Consider the following 23202-nt stretch of genomic DNA (forward strand, 5'->3'; position numbering starts at 1 on the left):
AGAAAAACAATCATTTTTACTATATTTTGTTATGAATTTGAATAATATTAATTAATATCATCCATTATAAGAGATTTTAGTTGAATACATACTATATGGTGTGTAAAATCTAAGCAAGTAGCAGTTTAAATATAAATTCGAGGTGAATGCATGCTAGATTTTAAGCAGTTAGAAGCGTGTTTGAAAGATAAGAGATTTGTAGACGGATTACAGGAAATAAATAATGAAATTGCATATATAAAAGAAACGAATACTTTATCCTATGTGAAGAATTGGCTTGCTAATATTCCTTCGCATAAGGAGTTTGACATATTAATTCGCCTTACTGATGAAGGGCTTATGCACCAATACAGTTCATTCCTCATTCGCTACGCTTATAAAAAATTCCCAAATATGAGAACGCTCTCTTTATATTGTGATGAGCTAATTGATGAGCGAAAAATTCTTGAAGCAGAGCAGCTGTTAAAAGAAACTTTAGAAGAGAGTAATAAAGAAGAAATAGATGCAGATTTTTTAGCGAAAACATATTTTACGTTAGTACGATGTCTTTTAGAAATGAAAAGAAATGAAGAAGCGCTAATGTATATGCAAAAAGCAGAGGAGTACAGTACGCGCGTAGTGTTTGATAAATGGGGCTACGTTTATATGCACACAGGCGAATGGGAGAAAGCGGAAGAACAATTTATTGCTGGCATGCAGCATGAAGATTGTGAAGAGTTATCTACCTATTTATTATCACAATTGTATGCGAATAAAGGAGAACAAAAACGTGCGATACAGTTAATTGATGATGCGATTGTAAAGTTCCCACAAGTACCATATTTTCATTTTGAGAAGGTAAAGTATTTATTAGATTTAGAGCAATATGAAGAGATGTTAGCGGTAATAGATAACATAAATACTCAGCTGCCATATCATGCTTATAACACTTACTTTGTACATTTACGTGCAGAAGCGCTGTACAAAATGAATAAATTTGCAGATTTACAAAAGCTATTAAAAAAAGAAAAGAGTTTAAAAGAATCTTTATATCATAATTTAGAAAAAAATCCGGATGGAAAAAAGGTTCACTTGCCGATAGTTCCTATTGTACAAAAGGATAATTATTGTGTTCCGACAAGTTTAGAGATGATGTTGCGTATATGGGGAGAGACACGTACACAAGATGAAATAGCAGAGTTTATTTTTGATATGACAGGATCGAAGTTTTCAGATACTGTTTCTTATTTGGAAGAATTAGGTTATGAATATCGTTATTTTAAAGGGAATGAAGAGAATTATAAGAGACTGATTGATGAAGGAATTCCTGTTTTATTAAGTATAGATATTGAGCATGCTTCACACGTACAAGTTCTATCTGGATATGATGATACATTGCAAGCTTTCTATGTTCAAGATCCAAACTTTATAGAACCAGTTCTTGTAGAATATAGTAAATTACAAGAAAAATATCGTTATACAGGCTGTTTAGCAATCACGTTTGTTCCGAAAGAAAAGAAGGCGCAACTAGCGTTTCTAAGTGAGGAAGAAAATCGTTATTTTAAATCTATTTTTTCTCTTACGGATCATTTAGATGAACATGACAAAGAGGGAATTAGTGACTTAGTACAATTTTTAAAAGAAACGAGTGATAATCTAAATACGTGGTTATATACGATAAAGCACTTAGATGTTGAAGTAGATAAAGAATTTATTTTATATTGTATCGATAAGTTAATGGAAGAGTTTCCGAACTCGGACTTTGTTAAATTGCATGGTGCACAGTGTTTTATTCGTCTTCAAGAAGTAGAGAAAGCGGAGCAAATGCTGACAAGCGTTGAGAGGAAAAATAATCGTGCTTTATATCATTTAATAAACGGAAGATATGCTTTTGAGCAGGAAAGTTATATAGAAGCGATTTCAAGCTTTCGTTCATCGTTACAATTAGACGCAGATCAGCCTATTGCTTGGAGTTTTCTCGCTTTATCCTATATGTATATTGATCAATCTGAAAAAGCATTGCAATACTCTCAAGTTGCGTTAGAGCGCAGTCCTGAAAGGTTCACTTTAACGAATCACGGTTTAATATTAATAGATTTAGAAAGATATGAAGAAGCATATGAAATCTTTAATGACTTGTTAAAAGAGTATAAATATGAAGCACATGTATGGTATGAACGAGCGAGATGTGCACATCAACTAGGAAAATTATATTTAGCAATAAAAGGGCTTAAAGTAGCGATTCATTTGGATAGTAATGCACCTTACATTTATACGAAACTTTCGGAAATATACGAATCTGATTTGAAGGATGAGGAAAGTACGAAAGAAATTTTATTAAACGGTATTGAGAATTGTGATGATAAAGCACCTCTTTACGTAAAATTAGGTGACTATCATTTTCAAAATGATAGCTTGGAAGAAGCAGAAGTATTGTATAAGCGTGCTTTAGAAGAAAACGATGAGGATGTTTATTCTCACTTCGGACTTACACAAGTGTATATGGCAAGAGAACAATACAAGGAAGCAAAAGAATACATTCTTGGTCTTGAGAAGCAAATTGAAAAGAGCCAAGATTTCCTCATGAATGCAGGAATGGTTTTATGGGATGCTGAACTTGAACTTGGTGGAAATGAAGAAGGGTTTAAAGTAGCGCTATCTAAGTTAGAAAATGGTATAAAGAAAAGCGATTATAATGTAGCAAGTGCGTTAGATGAATATGTGAATCGAATTAAAGGAACGGAATTTGTACAACGAGGTATAGCGTTTTTAAGAACGTTACACAAAGAAAGTAATGAAGTAAGTGAGTACGGTTGTTATGCAGGTATTTTATATGAATCTATTGGACAGTACGGCCAAGCGATGAAAAGATATAATAAGGCGATAGAACAAAAGGAAACGGCATTACCGTATTACCGAATTGGTGAAACACTTATGGCATTAGGGCAATTGACGGAAGCAAAACAAGCGTATGAAACATGTTTAGAGCTTGATGGGAATTTCGTAGGTGTACATTTACAGCTTGCGGAAATATACGAAAAAGAAGAAAACCGTTCTAAAGAACAAAGTCATATGGTTCAGGCGATGAAGGAAGAGCCGTTGCATATTAATATGGAATATTTGGCACAGCTTTCAGTAGATATGAATCTTCAGGAAGAATTGCTGACGGAACTAGAACAATTAGAGGAAGAAGTACCTGAAATATGGCGTTTAGATGCGATTGCATATGTGTACGGAGCGATGAATGAAATAGATAAAGAACAAGAACAGATTGAATACGCGCTACAATTAGATGGTGAGCATATAGAAGTTCTATATCATTATGCAAAAGTATTAGTGAAAAAAAGAAATGTAAAAGCAATTGAAGTTGCAATGAAAGTAATACAAAAAGATTTTGATGATGAACGTATATTTGATGTTTATGTAAAAGCAGTAGAGCAGCATAAAAAATTGTCTAACATACGAGATTTTCTTCATACGTTAAAGGTGAAAAAAGCAGAAAGAAGTACAGCATTCATGTATGCTGCAGCTGCGGTTACGGAAATATGGATTGAACGCCAGCTGCATGAACAACCAAAACGATCTATCATTACGAGAGCTTTTTATCGTATGAAAAATCGTGCCAAAGAAATTTCAATGGTTACTATGATAATTGATTTATATGAAATCTCTTTAAAATTAAATCCGAAAAATAGTATGGCAGCACAGCGATTTGCGCTATTTTATGAGAATGTAGAGATGAATAAAGAAGCAATAGAGATTCTGCACACGTCACTAGAAAATAGATGGGATTATGAAGTAGCGAAGCAACTTGTAAATCTTTTCGTTGAGTGCGAGGAAGAAGATATGTTAAGAGATGCTTTGGAATTAACGAAGCAAATGGTTCGAGAACTACCAGATGATTATGATACTCTTCTTCTGCAAGCACAAGTATTCTTTAAAGCAGGGGAAGAAAGAAAAGCAGAAAAGATTACCTTACAATTAACGGAGCAAACACCGTTCGTAAGTAGAGCATTTCTTGCTTTAGGAGAAATGTATCAAAGTCAAGAAAGGTTTGAAGAGGCAATTCATGTATTAGAAAATGCTTCTATACATCATCCAAATGAAACAGCAATTCTCCTTTCTTTAGCGTCTTCATATCATGGTGCCGGCCAAACACTAACGGCAGAAAAAATAGCAAATGAAGTATTAACAATGGATGCAAATGATTTGTTAGCAAGATATGATCGTGCTTGTTATTTAGCACAGTTAAATAGAAATGAAGAGGCGAAGGAAGAGCTTGAAATTGTCCTTCGTGAGGATGAATCGGGATTCTTTGCTGAACTTATTGAGGAAGATAAAGATTTAGCAGGATTACGGGAATTTGAAAAGTAATAGTATATGTATATAAATAGTGAAAAAAGGGTATAAATGAAAATATATTTCGAATTAGTTGACAATTAGTTACCAAATGGCATAGAATAGCTTTTAACAAAGTATACAAATCTGAAGACGAGAAAGAGTAAAATAGTGAGCTGTTCTCCAGAGAGCCGGTATATTGCTGAAAGCCGGTGTGCAGACGTTATTTGAAAATCATCTCCGAGGAGCCGAGGCTGAAAGTGAGTAAGCCCGGACGGATGTCTACCGTTACAAAGAACACGTATGATAGTACGTTGCTAAGCGCTATTAGTGAAAAAGCTAATAGAATTAGGGTGGTATCGCGGGTAAACCCGTCCCTACTTTATAGGGACGGGTTTTTTGTGTGCTTTAAAATATTCAAAGGAGTGATTGTATATGGAAAAAGTAGATGTAAAAGAATCAGCTGTAGGAAGAGAAACACGAATTCGCAAACAGTGGAACGAACAAAATATTTTCGAACAATCAATTCAGAATCGAGAAGGCGCGCAATCGTTTGTGTTTTATGAAGGACCACCAACGGCGAACGGTTTACCACACGTCGGCCATGCACTTGGTCGGGCAATTAAAGATTTAGTAGCAAGATATAAAACGATGGCTGGTTATAAAGTAGTAAGAAAAGCAGGATGGGATACACACGGTTTACCTGTAGAACTAGGTGTTGAGAAGCAACTTGGTATTTCTGGTAAACATGAGATTGAAGAATATGGTATTGAACCATTTATTCAAAAGTGTAAAGAGAGTGTTTTCACATATGAAAAGCAGTGGCGTGAATTCACTGAAAGTATTGGTTATTGGGTAGATATGGATGATCCATATGTAACTTTAGAGAATCCATATATCGAAAGTGTATGGCATATTTTGGGGACGATCCATGAAAAAGGATTGTTATATAAAGGACATAGAGTTTCACCATACTGCCCAAGCTGCCAAACCTCATTGAGCTCACATGAGGTTGCACAAGGGTATAAAACAGTAAAAGATTTAAGTGCAACTGTGAAGTTTAAAGTGAAAGATAGTGAAAATGAGTATTTCTTAGGTTGGACAACAACGCCTTGGACACTTCCAGCAAACGTAGCGCTTGCTGTCCATCCAAATATGGAATACGTTAAAGCAAAACAAGAAAGTCATGTATACATTGTTGCGAAAGAACGTGTACAAGAAGTATTAAAAGAAAACTATGAAGTATTATCTGTTCATAAAGGCGAAGAATTATTAAACACATCTTATACAGCGCCATTTCCGATGAAAGAAGTTACAAATGGTTACCGTGTTATCGCAGCAGATTTTGTAACAGCGGATAGTGGTACAGGACTTGTTCATATTGCTCCAGCATATGGAGAAGACGATTATAGAGTCGTTCAAAGTGAAGGATTGTCATTCTTGCACGTTGTAGATGAAAAAGGTGAGTATACAGAAGCAGTACCATTTTTGAAAGGGAAATTTGTAAAAGATTGTGACGTGGATATCGTTCGTTATTTAGCTAAGGAAGGTTTACTGTATCATAAAGAAAAATATGAACATAGCTATCCGCATTGCTGGCGTTGTGATTCACCACTACTTTATTATGCAGGAGAAAGTTGGTTAATTCGAACAACTGCAATTAAAGATACCTTTTTACAAAATAATGATTCTGTTACTTGGTATCCGGATCATATGAAACATGGACGTTTTGGTAAGTTTTTAGAAAATATGGTGGACTGGAATATTAGCCGAAATAGATATTGGGGAACGCCATTAAACGTATGGGAATGTGAAAGTTGTAATCATCAGTTCGCACCGAAGAGCATTGCTGAATTAAGAAAGCATAGTACGAACGAAACACCAGAAGATTTGGAATTGCATAAGCCGTATGTAGATGAAGTGCAAGTCTGCTGCGAAAAATGCGGAGGCACAATGAATCGTACACCAGAAGTAATTGATGTTTGGTTTGATAGTGGTTCCATGCCATTTGCACAATATCATTACCCATTTGAAAATAAAGAGTTATTTGAAGAGCAGTTTCCAGCTGATGTTATTGCAGAAGGAATTGATCAAACACGCGGCTGGTTTTATAGTTTATTAGCAGTATCAGCACTATATACAGGAAAAGTACCGTATAAACGAGTGTTATCACTAGGGCATGTTTTAGATGAAGAAGGGCAGAAAATGTCTAAAAGCAAAGGAAATGCACTAGATCCAGTTGATTTAGTAGATAAGTTTGGTGCAGATGCGCTAAGATGGGCTTTACTTGTTGATAGTGCTCCGTGGAATGCGAAGCGTTTTTCTGAAAGAACCGTACTGGAAGCGAAATCTAAATTTGTAGATACATTAGTCAATGTGTATAGCTTCTACGTTTTATATGCAAATTTAGATGAGTATAACCCGAAAGAAACGTATGATGTAAAGCGTACGAAATTAGACGAATGGGTATTATCAAGATTGCATAGTACAACGAAAAAAGTGAGAACAGCACTTGATGATTATCAATTTACGAATGCAGCTCGTGAAATTGCAGTACTTGTAGATGAAGTGAGTAACTGGTATGTAAGACGCTCACGTAATCGTTTCTGGGAATCTGGTATGAACGCTGAAAAAGCTGCTGCGTATGAGACACTTCATGAAGTACTTGTAACAATTAGTAAATTAATTGCACCATTCACACCGTTTGTCGCGGAAGACATTCATCTTAATTTAGAAGGAAGTAGCGTTCATTTAGCTGATTATCCAGTTGTAAATGAATCACTACTTCAGCCGAAATTAGAAGCGGAAATGGATGCTGTTTTACAAGTTGTTGAACTTGGAAGAAGTAACCGTAATCAGCATTCTTTAAAAGTAAAACAGCCGCTAGCAGAACTTGTATTACTTGAGCATAACGAGAATGATATGGATTGGGAATCTTATCGTGATATCGTTATGGATGAGTTAAATGTAAAAGCGTTCCATGTTGAACTCGATGAAACAAAATACACATCATATCAATTGAAGCTCAATTTTAAAACAGCGGGGCCGAAATTCGGTAAAAATGTGAATGCAGTGAATGGTTGGCTAAAACAATTATCACAAGAAGAAGTACAAAACTTTGTATCAACAGAAAGAGCAGTTTACGAAGCAACACCAGGAGAAGAAGTAGTTGTAACTGCTGAAGATGTGTTAGTTGAGAAAGTTGCAAAATCAGGATTCTCTAACACGACTAACGGACAATATACGGTTATGTTAGATACGAATGTAACGGAAGAATTGTTACAAGAAGGAGTAGCGCGTGAATTCATTCGTGCGGTTCAAGAATATCGTAAACAGTTGAATTTACCAGTTAATTTACGAGTCGATGTTATTCTCGATACAGAAGAAGAACTACAACGAACGTTAACGAACCATAAAGATTTATTGGAAGAAAACTTACTCGTTAAACAATTTACATTTGGTCACTTAACGAACGAAGACGATGAACTTTCTTTAGGTGAAACAAAACTTAGAATTAAATTAAGTGCAGCTAATTAAAGAAAAAAGGAAGTTGGAATGATTCCAACTTCCTTTTTCGTATGGAGGTAAATTAACTAGCTAATTTCCTCATAATCCATTCAATAGGCCCTCTAGAAAATTTCTTTCTCCATAATACGCTAAACAAAATACTGAAAATGAAAAATATAGTAGCAAATAATAAAACGAAAAGTAGTGTTTGATGTTCCATTCTATCGAATAGAATTAATGCTCCAATACCGATAAATACATGACTTACATAATGAGTTAATGTTAATTGACCTGTTTGTATAATGGAAGTAACAAACCAATTATTTTCATATTTTTCAGCGGAATAGAGACAAAGTATTAATATAGCAATAGCGGATCCTGTAGCAGATAAAATATATAATATATTTGGTAAAATGGGTCCTGTATTAAACAAAAATGTAGCAGCTTCTTTGCCAATGTGTGGAATGAAGTAGTATGTGAGCCCTTTTGATAAAAGTTCTATCAGTATGGTGAATGTAATACCGAGCAAGAGCAACCTATCTCTAATCTTTTTATTATGAAGATCTAATCTTCCAATTATCATACCGATTAAGAAGAACGAAAACCATGGGAAAAAAGGGTGATAACCATTAAAGAATAAATTGCGAAGAAAACCGTTTATTGTCCAGAAGTCTACATAGTTTATAAATGGAGTAGGGCCTCCCCAACCTTCGAAAGTATTGAAAGTAAGCTGAAGAGATTGTGCCAAGAGTAGGATAATAATAGATAACAAGAGTAATGCTTTTTTTCGGACTGTAATGAGTAATGCAGCAACGAAAAGGTAAACACCGTAGTAGTGTAATATATCCCCAGTCCACTCCATTACGTATAAAAATAATCCTAAAATAAATAAGAATAGTGCCCGTTTCCAGATGATTTTTCGGCTATTAGAAATTTTTATTTTTTCATTTCTAGCAACAGATGATCTAGTCATTAAAGATATGCCAATTCCAGCAAGTATAACAAACAAGGCAGAAGCTCTACCTTCAAAAAGTGACATGAAAGTTATTAAAAATGGGGGACCATTTCCTTCTGCACCTGTTATCACCATAAAATTAACAAGCAGCATACCAAACATCGCCAAAGCTCTAGCAAAGTCTAAGCCGATAATTCGTTTTTTAGTATTCAATTCAATCCCTTCTTTCAAAAATACTGTTTACAGCTTCCATCCATATTTGTCTATAATCTATATCCACATGTAACATCATAAAATTCCCGACATTATCAAGCACTAATGCTAACATATGAGCTTTTGAAACTAGATTTTTATTTTCAATCAATTGAAGCTCATTTGCTTTTGTAAGGAGGGATTCAAATCCTTGTAAATATTCTGTTTGCACAGTTAGTAATCGATCTTTGTACATATCATTTCTTGAAGATAGTAATACATATTCTTGCAACACACGATTAAAATAAGGATCGTTCTGCTGTTCATCAATTATTTTGAATCCAATTTCAATGCATTTGTCAATAAAATTTCCTTTCGTAAACTCTTCTGTATGGAAGAAGGAAGAAAACTGCATCGCAGCACATAATTCTGTGAAAATACATTCGATTAATGCATCTTTAGATTTAAAGTAATAATAAATGGACGGTTTAGCAATTCCGACTTCTTCAGCAATCATTGAATAAGTCGTTTTGGTAATACCATGTCCGGCAAACAGTCGATAGCTTGCTTCCATAATTGAAGAGAGTGTTTCTTCACTTTTGCCCATAATAAAGCCTCCTAAAAAAAGGTTATATAAATCGTATCATTCATTAATATTTTTTCAACCTACCGTTAGGTAAAAAAGTGGCCTGTTTTTTACAAAGTCATTTAAAAAGTTTAAGAGTTAAGGAATTGCTTTAGAAATATATTTCTAAAATATTGTGTTCACTTTACACATAAATATTGAGAAAATTTCACTTACCCTAAATGGAAAGGTAATAGAAGTGTCCATAGAGAATTACTCGTAGATTCAATTTTTATCCCCCCATTTTGTGGGGAATGATTGCCGAGTGGTAATGGGATAAGGTTGAGCTACTTTATTAGGGGGAGTGGTTCTATGTTTAATAAAAAAATGGTGGCAATGGCAATGACTGTACCGTTAGTAATGGGGACGATTTCTACGGTTTCGGCATTGGAAAAACAACAGCAAGTAAAGTTAGAAGCTTATTCGCCACAGAAAAAAGCAACTGAATATTTAAAAGAAAATGCTGCGCAGTATGGATTGAAAACAGACCTTTCAGACTTGCAATATATTTCTACAACAGAAACGTCAGTAGCTTCATATGTTAGGTTCCAACAAGTTGTTAACGGTGCGCCTGTATTCTCAAAACAAATTACAGTTACTCTTAACGGAGAGGGAAAGGGAGTACTCGCTGTTTCTGATTATCAGCCTGTTACAGGTGTGAAGGAAGTAACGACAAAAATTAGTGAAAAAGATGCAATACAAAAATCAATGGCGTATGTTGGAGAAGCAAGTGAGCAAAATTTATGGGCTCCTACAGATAAAGAGTTCGGATATATTGTTGAAGAAGGAATTGCTCGTCCAGTATATAAAGTTGTAGTCCATTCTAATAATCCATTTGGTGCATGGGAAACATTTATTGATGCAGAAAATGGAAAGTTAATTAAAAAGGTTGATATAAACCGAAAAGCTGAAGGGTCAGGAAAAGTATTTTTACCTAACCCAGTCGTATCTAGCGGTAGTAAAGTAGGCTTAAAAGATAATAACGATGCAGATTCAACAGCTCTAACGAACCAACTGAAAACTGTTACGTTAAAAGGTTTAGATGGAACAGGATTTTTAATTGGAGAATATGTAACGATTTCTTCAAAAGCGAAAACAAAATCTACGAATTTACAATTTAACTATACACGTGCAAATGATAGCTTTGAAGATGTTATGTCGTACTATCATATCGACACATTGCAACGTTACATTCAAAGTCTAGGTTTTAAAAATATTAATAACCGTTCGATAAAAGTGAATGTTAATGGTACAACTGATGATAACTCATTCTATTCTCCATCAACAAAAGCTTTAACTTTCGGTACTGGCGGTGTTGATGATGCAGAAGATGCTGGTATTATCGCACATGAATATGGGCATTCGATTCAAGATAACCAAGTTCCTGGCTTTGGTAGTTCAGCAGAAGGTGGAGCGATGGGAGAAGGATTTGGCGACTTCTTAGGTGCTACATATGAAGATGCAGTATCGACTACTGGATATGGTAAAGCATGTGTTGGAGAATGGGATGCGACAGCTTATTCTAGTTCAGATCCAACATGCTTACGCCGATTAGATACGAATAAAGTATATCCGAAAGATATAACGAATGAAGTGCATGATGATGGTGAAATTTGGGCTCAAGGTCAATACGAAATGGCACAAGCTTTTGGCCGTGATGTAGCAACAAAAATCATTTTACAATCACACTGGTCATTAACACCAAACTCTAAATTCAGTGATGGAGCGAAAGCGATTAAGCAAGCGGATGCTCTTTTATATGGCGGACAACATGCTGCTGATATCGATCGCATTTGGGCAGCGAGAGGCATTAGTACGAATTAATATAAAAAGTCGTGGCATTTATAAGCCACGACTTTTTAATTTGCTTACGAACTGGTACTAGTAAATAAAGCTATATCAATGATAGTGTGAATATATCCGTATCCCATTTACTTTTTAGCTTCTTTAAAAACAAAATGCTCTTTAAATTTTCTAGATTCAACTTTTTGACCATTTCGCATCGATCGGAATGGGTGCTCTTGCCATGTAATAATAACATCAACTTCATCTGCTTTTGTAGCAACAGGTAAATTAGCGTGTTCAAATCCAGTTTTTCCACTTGCTAAACGACTTTCCTTTAGGGAAAAGAGTTCATATTTCGTTTTCTTATTTGGTTCGTTGCGGAATACTTCGACGTTTACGTTATATACCTCACTATTCCCAACATTCTTTACTGAAAAATGATATGTTTGAAATTCATCTTTTTTAGCTTGAAGCATATTCTTGTTTGTTTTTTTCGGTTTATCAATATTCACTTGCCATTGATCAGAGTTTTGAGAGATGGGTAAAGATTTTGGTGAATAGGCGTATGTTTCGTTTACTACAATTAGGCAAAACAATAGGAGAAAGAAACTAATTGCTTTTTGCATATACACACCTCGCTATAAAATTTTTTATTAATATGCGTAAATAAATTGGGTTTTATGTAAAAAATGGAAAAATGTTAGAGGTGTAATTTCGAATTTGATACATAAGAATATGTATTACAAAATTAACTTTTCACACTTTAGAAGAATTTAGGAGTTGGAAAATCAGAATGTTTCAAAAAAGGCTTGCATTTTATAAAGTGAGGAGTTAGAATACTCTGTAAATATAAAAAGTGATGATCAGGAAAAGTACATGGTGCAAAGGTCTACAGAGAGCAGCCGGTTGCTGGGAAGGTTGCGATACCGCATGATGGAAAGACACCTGTGAGTGTTGCTTTGAACGTGATTATTAGTAAAAGCAAACGGTACCTACCGTTATCAGGGCTAAGATGGTCAGTATGACAATTTGGGTGGTACCGCGGAAAAAAATCCGTCCCTATTTATAGGGGCGGATTTTTGTATTCTTTGAAAGGGGGTGAGTGACCGTGGATGATGACGATGACAACAATAACGTAAATAAATATAAAATTACTGGAGGGAAAAATAATGGATTCAATAATGAAGCGTTCACTCACAAAAGAATGTACAAAGCAAAGTGGAAAGGTTGTATTACTTCAAGGATGGGTAAAAAAAATTCGGCACCTTGGAAATGTTAGTTTTTTATTATTACGGGACAGAACAGGAGTAATTCAATGTGTATTAGAAAATGAATTGGCCGGATATAAAGTTGATGTAGAAAGTGTTGTCCATGTAATCGGTGAGATAGTCGAGACGTCGAAAACGGAATTGGGTATTGAAGTACTTGCTCATGAAGTGAAAGTAATAAACGGTGCAGAGCCACTTCCATTTGAAATAAATAAAAAGAAGTTACAAGTTGGCTTAGATCAACTACTTAATGAGCGGGTAATATCATTAAGGCATGAGCGAACTGCAGCGATTTTTAAAGTGAAATCTACACTCGTTCAGAGCTTTAGTGAATTTCTAATAGAGAACGATTTCACACGTATATTTACTCCGAAAATTGTTTCACAAGGGGCAGAAGGAGGAGCAAATGTTTTTAAGCTTCCATACTTCCAAAAAGAAGCTTATTTAGCACAATCACCACAGTTCTATAAGCAAATGATGGTAGCGGGTGGCTTAGAACGAGTTTTTGAAATTGCACCTGTATATAGAGCGGAACATCATAATTCTTCCCGTCATTTGAATGAATATATATCGTTAGACGTAGAGCTTGGTTTTATTCATGATTTTTATGAAGTGATGCAACTAGAAACGGATGTTTTACGATATATGTTTCAACAAGTAGCGAAAAAATGTGAAATAGAACTACAACTATTACAAATAGAAGTACCTGTTATTACTGAAATACCTAAAATTACATTGTTAGAAGCACAAGAAATTTTGAAAAGTAAGTATCGTAAAGAATCTCCTGTAGGGGATTTAGATACAGAAGGTGAAAAGTTACTAGGGAAATATGTAAAGGAAACATATAATAGTGAATTTGTTTTCATTACACATTATCCGAAAGAAGCGAGACCGATGTATACGATGCAAAATAAAGAGAATCCAGCTATTACTGATTCATTCGACTTATTATATAAAGGGCTAGAAATAACGTCAGGGGCACAGCGAATTCATAATTATGAAATGTTACTCGCTTCGTTTAAAGAAAAAGGATTACACCCAGAGAAATTTCAATCTTATTTAAATACATTCCGATACGGTTGTCCCCCGCATGGAGGTTTCGGGATTGGGTTAGAAAGGATTGTATATAAAATATTAGAATTAACAAATGTACGAGAGGCTAGTGCTTTTCCGAGAGATTGTACTCGTCTTATACCATAATATTAAAACCCTTCTATGAATATAGAAGGGTTTTGTATATTTAAACATAAGTTAAAGAGAAGAAAAATATCTTTTTGTGTGAAAATATGTAAATTATATCGAGAACATTTTATAATAAATTGAGAAAAAGAAAATTCATAAGTTATAATGAAATGTGAATATAAAAAAAGTTCATATAATAATGTATGGAAGGGTATGAAACATGTTATATCAAACTCAAGCAACACAACAAACACCAGCTTATATAATCTATCTTCTTGATGTAAGCGCATCAATGAATCAAATGATGGATGTAGAGGGAGAAGAAAAAAGGAGAATTGACATTGTAACGGATGCTCTTTCTTTAGCAATTCGCCAAATGGTATTTCGTTCGACAAAAGGTAGTCGATTGCTTCCAAGATATAAGTTATCTATTTTAGCTTATAGCGATCAAGTTTTTGATCTTTTGGGTGGGGTGAAAACAATAGATGAAGTAGCAAGACTACGTCCACTAGAAAAAATTCAAACGCATCGTTTAACTGATACAGCAAAGGCTTTCTCTGTAGTGGAGAAGTTATTGCAAAAGGAATTACCGAATTTACAAGATGGGCCAGCTCCTGTTGTTTGTCATATGACAGATGGTGCTTCAACTGGCGAAGATCCAGAATTAATTGTGCGAAGAATTATGAATATGTCTGTACCTGATGGAAATGTACTAATTGAAAATATCTTTATTTCGGATGAAATTATGCAAGAACAAATTACTAGTATAAAGAAGTGGGAAGGGATTATGCCACATACAGAAATTACGGATGAATATGGTGCAAAGTTGCAACGACTTTCCTCTCCTATCCCTCAAAGTTATCGTGAGATGATGACTGAGTATGGTTTTCATATTGGGGATGGTGCAGTGATGATGTTTCCAGGTACAAATGCAGATTTAGTATCACTTGGATTTCAAATGTCTGCTGCAACGCCGGTTCGATAGGAGGGAGAAAAATAGTGAAGTATATCCTGTCGCAAGAAAAAGAAACAGTATTACAAGAGAAGAAAGGTGAAAATTTTACATATCGATATAGTTACGTAAGAGCTAAAGAAACGCAAGACTTAAATGAGAGTGGACAAGATTTTCTTATATTTCAAGATAATGGGACTAGTGTTACCTTTGCATTATGTGATGGTGTAGGAATGTCTTTTCATGGTGAAATCGCTGCGAAATTTCTTGGTATGAAGTTAGTAAACTTGTTTGATACATGTCAAGAAAGTGGACTGGATATTGCTACATTATTAAATGAACAGTTAAATAATTGGATAGAAGAAGCTTCAGAGGAAGTGAGTGCATTTCGCTTGCCAGAAGAAACACCGTGGTTACTACTTGATGTTTTGGAAGAAAAGCGAACAAAAGGTAGTGAAACGATGTTTATTGGCGGGAAAATAGAACTCATTCCAAATCAAGATAAAGTACAAATAACGATAGTTACACATGGTGATTCATTTGTACAATTGTTTCAAGATAAGGAGAATTGTTCGAATATAATGAAGTTTAATAGAAATATAGAGAAAAGATGGTCTACACAGCGAGGCATTATTGGTGGGGAATTGGCGGTTTTTTCAAAGGCATTATCTAGGCAAGAAGCTAATCGGATAGTTATTCACTCAGACGGACTTGTGCCGCTTATGCAGTATAATTTTGAGGAAGTGTTAAAAGAAATTGAGAGGGCACAGAACTCTCCGACAAGCGATGATATTTCATTTTTAGATGTTTATTGGTAACAAACATGATGGAGAAAAAGGTGAATAAATGTGGAAGAGATTATTGTGACATACATAAAACAGTCAAATGAAGAAATTGATATTGCAATTCCAAATGACGTAAAAGTGGTGCAAATTATTGAAGCGATTTTACATCATGAAAAAATAGATGAAGCATTAAGCGAGATCTATGAAATTAGAGTGGCAAAAGATAAAGAAGAGTGGCATTCTATTCGAAATGATGAAACGTTACGCGATAATGATGTGTGGGACGGACAATATGTAATGCTACATAAAAAAGGAGCAATTATCCCTTCTTTTGAAATGATGCCAGCAGAAGAAGTTTATAATGAACCTGTTAAACAAGATATGTCTTCTAGTGAAGAAGATTATGTATGGAAAATCATTGAGTAATAGTTTTTGGATGGGGAAGGAGAAATGTTTTGTGCAAAAATCACCGTATTTTCAACGCTCTCCGCGTGTGAAAGTAGATATACCAACAGGGAATGTTATTATTCATGATCCACCGAATATACCGGAGGAGCCGAAATTTTCAATTGAAACGATGATATTGCCAGCGGCGATGACAATTTTGACGCTAGTATTATACTTTGTGATGATGAAGGTTATGAAAATGAATTCAAGCTATATGCCTCTTATGATGGTTTCTAGTATTCCTATGTTAGGGTCATATATATTTACATCGATGGGGCATTTACGTAGAAAGAAAGAACATCGTCAAATGGTTGAACAATTACAAACAAGATACTTAGAGCAAATTCAAAAGCGTCGAGTGGAATTAGATACGTTAAAGGTTGAACAAGCAAAGTATTTAATTACACAAAATCCAAGTCCATTAAAAAGTGTGCAAAGAATTGAAAATCAAGAAAGTAACTTATGGGAGCGAACACCCGAAAGCCCAGATTTTTTAGATATTCGTATTGGAACGGGGGAAAGGCCATTCTTTGTAGAGTTGAAAGTGCCTGAGCAGAAAGGCTACGAAGAAAATCCATTAGTTACAGAAGCACAAAATGTCAAAAGGGATTTTACTACAATTCCTAATGGACATATTTCAATATCTTTGAAAAAAAATGATGTAATTGGTGTAGTTGGAAATAAAGAGGATAGGTTGAACTTTATTCGAATTGTAACGACGCAAATTATGACACATCATGCGCCAAATGAAGTGAAAATAGCAGCCTTTTATCATGAGAAGGAGAAAAAACAATGGGATTGGATGAGATGGCTTCCTCATGTATGGGATGAGCAGAGGAGTATGCGTTTTCTATCTGAAAATCAACAAGACGCTCAGAAATTAGCTGAAGCGTTGTTCACACCACTTAATATGCGTAGAATTTATAATTCCTCTGCACAGGCGGATGCGAAAATACCTTTAATCCCAATTTATGTATTTTTCTTATCTGCGAGAGAGTTTTTAGAGGATGATCCTCTAATTCCAATGTTACTTAGAGAAGGAGAAAGTGTCGGAGCATCTACGTTTATATTTGCAGAACAGAGAGAACGATTGCCGATGGAATGTGATCTTGTTATTAGCTTAAACGGAGAAAATGGTGAGTTAGTAGAAACATTTTCAAGCTCAGCTGAAAATAGCGGGACAACGCGTGCTAGTTTTAAAGTAGACCGACTTTCATTCGAACGATGTGAATCAGGTGCGCGAAGTATTGCTCCTATTCGAATGAAAAGTTCTACAGCGGCTAACATACCGAAAGTATTAACTTTTTTAGATTTGTTTCAAGTGAAAAAAATGGAAGAGTTACAAGTGCTAGAGAGATGGGATAAAAATCGATATCCGACTTCATTGCCGGTTCCAATCGGTGTAAGAGAAGGAAGTAAACCTGTGTTTCTAAATATTCACGATAAAATTGAGAAGAAAGGACATGGTCCGCATGGTTTAATGGCTGGTACAACAGGTTCAGGGAAAAGTGAAGTGATTCAGTCTATTATAGCCGCATTAGCGGCTACCTATCACCCTCATGAGATGGCATTTATGCTTATCGATTATAAGGGTGGCGGAATGTCAAACACATTTGCAGGATTACCACATATTATCGCATCTATTACAAACTTAGAAGATCCGAACTTAATTGAGCGTGCAAGAATATCATTAAAGGCGGAATTAGAGAGAAGACAAAAATTGTTTATTCAGGCTGGGAATGTTCAACATTTAGATGAATATTATGAAACAAGCTGGCGTGAAAAAGAACCTTTGCCACATTTATTTATTGTCATTGATGAGTTTGCTCAAATGAAAAAGGAACAACCAGAATTTATGGACGAGCTAATTAGTGTCGCTGCAATAGGAAGGACATTAGGAGTTCACTTATTATTAGCAACCCAAAAACCTTCGGGGGTTGTAAATGACAAGATTTGGAGTAACTCGCGTTTTCGAATTTGTTTACGTGTCCAAGATGATGCGGATAGTCGTGAAATGTTAAAGATTCCAGATGCATCAAAAATCAATGTACCAGGACGAGGGTATCTCCAAGTTGGTAGCAATGAAGTATTGGAATTATTCCAATCAGCATGGAGCGGAGCACCTTATAATCCAGATGAAGAGAAAGTTCTTGATATTGTTGATTTTACAGAAGTTAAGCTCTCGGGTGAAAGAATAAAAGTGAAAAAGCGTCCAAAACCAATGACAAATAGTCCAAAGCAATTACAAGCTTTTATTCAATATGTACAGAACGTATCCGAAAAAGAAAATATTACAGCGTTGCCAGGACCTTGGTTAGCACCTTTACCAGAGAAACTATTATTAAATCAATTCTATGAAATAGAGAATTGGAATGCGGATGTATGGAAGCAAAGAGAAGATAAATTGCAGTTAACGGTAGGACTAATCGACGATGTGGCAAATCAAGCGCAGTATCCTTTGAAATTAGATGTTCAAGAGGGGCATTTAAATATTTACGGTATGCCAGGTACAGGAAAAACGACTCTATTACAAACAATTATTATGTCTCTGGCATTGTCTCATACACCAGAGGAAGTAAACTTTTATGTAGTTGATTTTGGTCGCATGTTTTTAGACTTTAGAGATTTACCACATGTGGGTGGAATTGTACAAGAAGACGAAGTTGAAAAAATGAAACGGTTGTTTAGCTTTTTGAAGAAGGAAGTCACATATCGAAAAGAATGTTTTTCTGATAGGGGAGCAAAATCTTTCGCGATGTATAACCGAATGGTAGAAACAAAGATTCCAGCTATTGTCGTAATGATAGATGGTTATATTAGGTTCCGTAGTGAGTATGAGAAGGAAAATGAAATTTTAGAGCAATTATTACGTGAATCAAGTACGTACGGTATTTCTTTTCATTTATCACTCAACCAAACAACTGATATGTTTGACCGTGTTCGTAACAATATTCCGATGGCAATTTCGTTTGAATTACAAGATAGAACAGAATATTATAGTTTAGTTGGAAGACCAAACTTCCCATTAATTGATGTACCATCTGGACGTGGTTTAGCGAAAGGGCAGCCCCCAGAACTATTCCAAGCAGCATTGCCTTTCATTGGAGAAAATGAATTGGAATATTCTAAGCAATTAAAAACAATTATTCAAAAAATGAATGGAGCATGGACTGGAGAGAAAGCAAAATCAATTCCAATGGTTCCGAAACAGTTGTTTATTGAAGACATGCTAGAGCAATCAGAATCGTCACAAATTTGTGTAGGTATCGAAACAGAAGATATTCGCTTGCAAAACTTTTCATTGGAGGAAATGACAAATATTTTCATTGGAGGAAGAATTGAAGGTGGTAAGACATCTTTATTACAAACACTAATTTTTTCTCTTACCTATCAACATGCACCTGAAGAAATTGAATTATTCATGATTGATTTAAGTGAAAAAACAACGGGTATTTTGGCTCTTGGAGAATTACCACATGTTAAAAAGCGAATTACAGATGGAATGCAATTAAAAGAAATGTTAGATGAGCTGCTAGAAGTAATAAATAATAGAGAAGTGGTCATGCCGTCTTTAAATCCAAATGAAAAAATGAAATTTCCATATTCAAGGATTATTATTGTTATTGATGATATTGATCAAATGCTGGCGTTATTATCTACTGATTTTGATGCGAAAAATAAAATAGAGCAAATTGTTCAAAATGGAAGAAATAAAGGGATCCATTTTGTTGCAGCTGCTACAACTTCAAGTGTAACTAATTATTCACATGAAAAATGGTTTGCGGAAATCAGAAAACGAAGCTGTAGTTATTTATTAGGCACTACGCAAAATAATGATGTGTATTTCTTTAATATAAAGCTTAAGCATACGGAAATGGATCAAGAATTCCAGAGTGGGGAAGGATATTTTGTACGCAGGAAACCTATGAAAGTAAAATGTGCTTTTACACCACTACATTTACTACATGATTTAACAAAAAAGATTGCTAGAAAATGGTTAGAATCGACAGAAAAAATATAAAACTGGGGTAATTTGCAAAAAAATACTATTTTTTTGTAAACTAACCCTTTAAAAATAGTGTGAATATAGTTTATAATCTAATTGTTATGATATTAATAGATTGAAAGGGGAAAAGCAGAATGGCAGAAATTAAAATTACACCTGAACAACTTGATCAAATCGCTGGACGCTTTACAAACGCAGCAGCTGAAGCTCAACAACAAATCAATAACCTTGGAAATGAAATTCAGAGTTTAGAGGGACAATGGTCTGGGGCAACACAAGATAAGTTCAGAGCGAACTTTGAAAGTGCTAGACAAGAAATGCAAAAATACATTCCGATTCTAGAACATATTTCTACTGATTTGAAAAACATTGCTACTAACTTCCGTAACGCGGATAGCTCATATTAATAGCAGAACAATTGCAAAAGACCAGGAGCTATTGTTCCTGGTCTTTTCTTTAAAAATCGTCATATGAGAGCAAGGGGATAAAATGGGATTCAGGCCAGAAGTAGGAGAAAAAATTATTTTAAATAAAGATGCGTATCATTTTTCAAAGCATCCAGCAGTTATGGGAATTGATATGCCATATGGGCAAGAAGGTAGACAAGGAACGGTATATCAGCTACAACATGAAAATAGTGTAGAACGAATAGCATTAAAAGTTTTTAAGGAACGCTATCGTGATGAAAAACATCAATTAGTATTTTTGAAACCACTTTCTTCCTTAGCGGGTCTTAAAGTATGTTCACGCTACATTGTTACAAAAGAAGAACATACATCTGTAATTGAAAAGTCAGAAGATCTTGCGAATAGTATTGTGATGCCTTGGATTGAAGGGCCAACTTGGGCTGATATTTTACAAGAGCAACGAATGCTATCAAAGCAACAATGTTTTTTTATTGCAGAGGCATTTCTAACAACACTTAAGATAATGGAAGAAAATGAGATTGCTCATAATGACTTGTCATCTAGTAACGTACTAATACCTTTTCTAAGTGAAAATCCTATTGAAGGTCAACACCGTATTGAGCTTGTTGATGTTGAGCAAATGTATGGCCCAAAAACGAAAAGACCTTCATTATTGCCAGCAGGTTCAGCGGGTTACGCACCAAAGTATTTGACAAGTGGAGTATGGCAAAAAGAAGCCGATCGATTTGCTGGTGCTATATTATTAGGAGAAATATTAAGTTGGTGTAGTGAAGAAGTTCGAAATAAAAAATGGACTGATGCAAGTTACTTTAAAACGGAAGAAATGCAGACAGAATGTGAAAGATATGCATTACTTCAGCAAGTATTACATAATCAATGGAATGGGGAAATTGCACAGTTATTTAAGCAGGCATGGAATAGTAAAACTTTTGCAGAATGTCCAAGCTTTGCACAATGGCACGATGCATTTAATAGTGCAAGAGAGATAATAAAAATTGATACAGAAAAGCAGTCAGAACAAGAACAGTCTCTTTTTGTATCGAAATGTTTGGAAATTGCAAGATTATTAGAAGAGAGAGGATTTAAGCAAGCGGCATTATATGAATATAAAACAATTTTCAATTCACTTAATCCATCAACTGCTCTAAAACAAGAACTCGCATATATCATTCAAACAATAGAGAGTCAAGAGCCTGGAATAAACTCAAAAAAGGTGCTACAAAGTTATTTGGAACTAGCTACTGAATTGGAGAGAGAAAACAATGCAGAATTTGCTTGTTTCGTCTATTCACGAATCGTACAATTTCCAAACATTGATCATGCGTTAAAAAAGGAAATTGAAAGCATTATTGAGGAGATAAAAGAAGAACAAGAAACATCATTTACAGAAGCAGCAGCTACAATTACAGTTCCAAATAGCATTCTACAGAGCCGAAAACAAACAAAAAAACAAGTTGAATATGATATAGATGATGAAATTTTAAATGCAAAAGCATCGAATCAACCTCTTACATTAACGCATGAACAAAAAGAACCGTCTGCCTTTTCAAAATGGTGGAGCAAAAATAAAAAACGTATTTTGATCATTGGTTCAATTACAATTGTCGTTATAGGTGGTGCTACGGCGTATTACTTCTATACAACGAATGCTAAATATCAACACTTTATGGAACAAGCAAGGCAAGCCTATCATGATAAAAAATATAAACTTGCAGAAGAGGCTGTTGGTCATGCAATTGCAGTGAAAGGAAAAGACGAAGCGCATCTTCAATTAGCAACAATTTACGTTGCTGAAGGAAAGAATAAAATTGCAATCGACTATATTACCAAATTAATAAAGGATAGAGAAATTGATAAAGAAAATAATGAAGCTGCCTATTTATTAGCTTCAGCAAATTTCCGCATTGGAAAATATCAAGAAGCAGTTCCGAATTTCGAACAAGCATTAGCGAATAATGCAAAAGGAATTGAACCGTATAAAAAAGATGCAATGAGAGATTTAGCTGTAAGTCATATGAAGATGAAAGAATTTGAAAAGGCGGAAGACGTTATCGTCAAAATGAGCACGAAAACAAATGAAGATAAGGCGATTGTTTCGTATTTAAAAGGACAACTAGCTACGGCAACTGTGCAGTTAGACAAAGCTGAATCGTTCTTTAAAGAAGCTATTACACAAGATTCAAAGAACGCTATATATACAATTGAACTTTCAAACTTATATGTGCTTTGGAATAAAACAAATTTAATTGATAGTGCGAAAAAAGAGGCGAATTATCAACAAGCATCTCAAGTATTACAAGCTGCAATCCAAAAGGATATGAAAAATATAGAGTTACTAAATCAACTAGGAATTGTATATTATGAAGCTGGTCAATTTTACGAATCGCGAGATGGTGGAAAAAGTAATGCTGCGTATCAACAAGCATTAGAAGCTTATAATCGAGTTGTCAACAGTGGGACCCGAGATACAAATACACTTGTGAATATAGGGATTTTATACGATAAAGTGGGACAAGGAAATGAAGCCGAGAAATTTTTCGCAGAAGCATATTCGCAAAATGATGAAGATCCACATGTGAATTTTGCATTTGGGATGTTCAAAATTAAACAAAAAAAATATGAAGAAGCGAACCGCTTCTTAAGAAAAACAGTACAAGCAAATGAAAATGAAGCTGAAGTAAGAGCAGCACAAGAAAAACTAACAGAAATGAAAACAAACGGCTGGATTCAATAAAGATGGGAAAAGGGGAAAA

The 23202-nt window shown here is 34.9% G+C and carries 13 protein-coding genes and 2 other annotated features; of the genes, 10 read left to right on the plus strand and 3 right to left on the minus strand.

Going from position 1 to position 23202, the window contains the following annotated elements; genetic code table 11:
- The first annotated feature begins 150 nt into the window (after positions 1–150).
- Together ACQRBL_RS10470 and ileS are read left to right on the plus strand one after the other, a co-directional pair.
- Positions 151–4353 (plus strand): tetratricopeptide repeat protein, encoded by a 4203-nt coding sequence (locus ACQRBL_RS10470; RefSeq protein WP_411996493.1) that lies wholly within the window; start codon positions 151–153, stop codon positions 4351–4353.
- Positions 4354–4458: 105 nt separating this feature from the next.
- Positions 4459–4699: a binding site (T-box leader), on the plus strand.
- 53 nt (positions 4700–4752) lie between these two features.
- Entirely contained in the window at positions 4753–7854 is a 3102-nt protein-coding gene (ileS, locus tag ACQRBL_RS10475) for an isoleucine--tRNA ligase (RefSeq protein ID WP_411996492.1), read from the plus strand.
- Positions 7855–7906: 52 nt separating this feature from the next.
- Here the strand turns inward: ileS and ACQRBL_RS10480 are convergent, their stop codons facing one another.
- Together ACQRBL_RS10480 and ACQRBL_RS10485 are read right to left on the minus strand one after the other, a co-directional pair.
- A complete protein-coding gene (locus ACQRBL_RS10480) occupies positions 7907–8992 on the minus strand; it encodes a DUF418 domain-containing protein (protein WP_001093112.1) in 1086 nt (361 codons plus the stop codon).
- A gap of 1 nt (position 8993) precedes the next feature.
- A complete protein-coding gene (locus ACQRBL_RS10485; RefSeq protein ID WP_023521810.1) occupies positions 8994–9578 on the minus strand; it encodes a TetR/AcrR family transcriptional regulator in 585 nt (194 codons plus the stop codon).
- Between the two features lie 330 nt (positions 9579–9908).
- Between ACQRBL_RS10485 and ACQRBL_RS10490 the strand changes: the two genes are divergently transcribed.
- Positions 9909–11420 (plus strand): M36 family metallopeptidase, encoded by a 1512-nt coding sequence (locus ACQRBL_RS10490; RefSeq protein ID WP_000482274.1) that lies wholly within the window; start codon positions 9909–9911, stop codon positions 11418–11420.
- A gap of 107 nt (positions 11421–11527) precedes the next feature.
- Here the strand turns inward: ACQRBL_RS10490 and ACQRBL_RS10495 are convergent, their stop codons facing one another.
- A complete protein-coding gene (locus tag ACQRBL_RS10495) occupies positions 11528–12007 on the minus strand; it encodes a hypothetical protein (RefSeq protein WP_001167912.1) in 480 nt (159 codons plus the stop codon).
- 224 nt (positions 12008–12231) lie between these two features.
- Positions 12232–12445 (plus strand) — a binding site (T-box leader).
- 105 nt (positions 12446–12550) lie between these two features.
- Here ACQRBL_RS10495 and aspS point away from each other — a divergent pair.
- The 7 genes from aspS to ACQRBL_RS10530 all read left to right on the plus strand — a co-directional run bounded on the left by aspS (position 12551) and on the right by ACQRBL_RS10530 (position 23183).
- Positions 12551–13849, plus strand: a complete 1299-nt coding sequence (gene aspS / locus ACQRBL_RS10500) for an aspartate--tRNA(Asn) ligase (protein WP_000377339.1) — start codon at positions 12551–12553, stop codon at positions 13847–13849.
- Positions 13850–14051: 202 nt separating this feature from the next.
- Positions 14052–14816, plus strand: a complete 765-nt coding sequence (locus ACQRBL_RS10505; RefSeq protein ID WP_000966848.1) for a vWA domain-containing protein — start codon at positions 14052–14054, stop codon at positions 14814–14816.
- An 11-nt stretch (positions 14817–14827) separates the two neighbouring features.
- On the plus strand, positions 14828–15601 hold the full coding sequence (locus ACQRBL_RS10510; protein WP_411996497.1) for a hypothetical protein: 774 nt from the start codon (positions 14828–14830) through the stop codon (positions 15599–15601).
- A 30-nt stretch (positions 15602–15631) separates the two neighbouring features.
- On the plus strand, positions 15632–15994 hold the full coding sequence (locus tag ACQRBL_RS10515; protein ID WP_000391139.1) for an EsaB/YukD family protein: 363 nt from the start codon (positions 15632–15634) through the stop codon (positions 15992–15994).
- Between the two features lie 31 nt (positions 15995–16025).
- A complete protein-coding gene (gene essC, locus ACQRBL_RS10520; protein WP_411996491.1) occupies positions 16026–20036 on the plus strand; it encodes a type VII secretion protein EssC in 4011 nt (1336 codons plus the stop codon).
- A gap of 119 nt (positions 20037–20155) precedes the next feature.
- On the plus strand, positions 20156–20428 hold the full coding sequence (locus ACQRBL_RS10525) for a WXG100 family type VII secretion target (RefSeq protein WP_000807833.1): 273 nt from the start codon (positions 20156–20158) through the stop codon (positions 20426–20428).
- Positions 20429–20510: 82 nt separating this feature from the next.
- The gene (locus ACQRBL_RS10530) at positions 20511–23183 is read left to right on the plus strand and encodes a tetratricopeptide repeat protein (RefSeq protein WP_000506911.1); all 2673 of its coding nucleotides are present in this window, start codon (positions 20511–20513) and stop codon (positions 23181–23183) included.
- The last annotated feature ends 19 nt before the right edge of the window (positions 23184–23202 follow it).

The organism is Bacillus sp. AF62 (assembly GCF_050312695.1).
Classification (GTDB): domain Bacteria; phylum Bacillota; class Bacilli; order Bacillales; family Bacillaceae_G; genus Bacillus_A; species Bacillus_A cereus.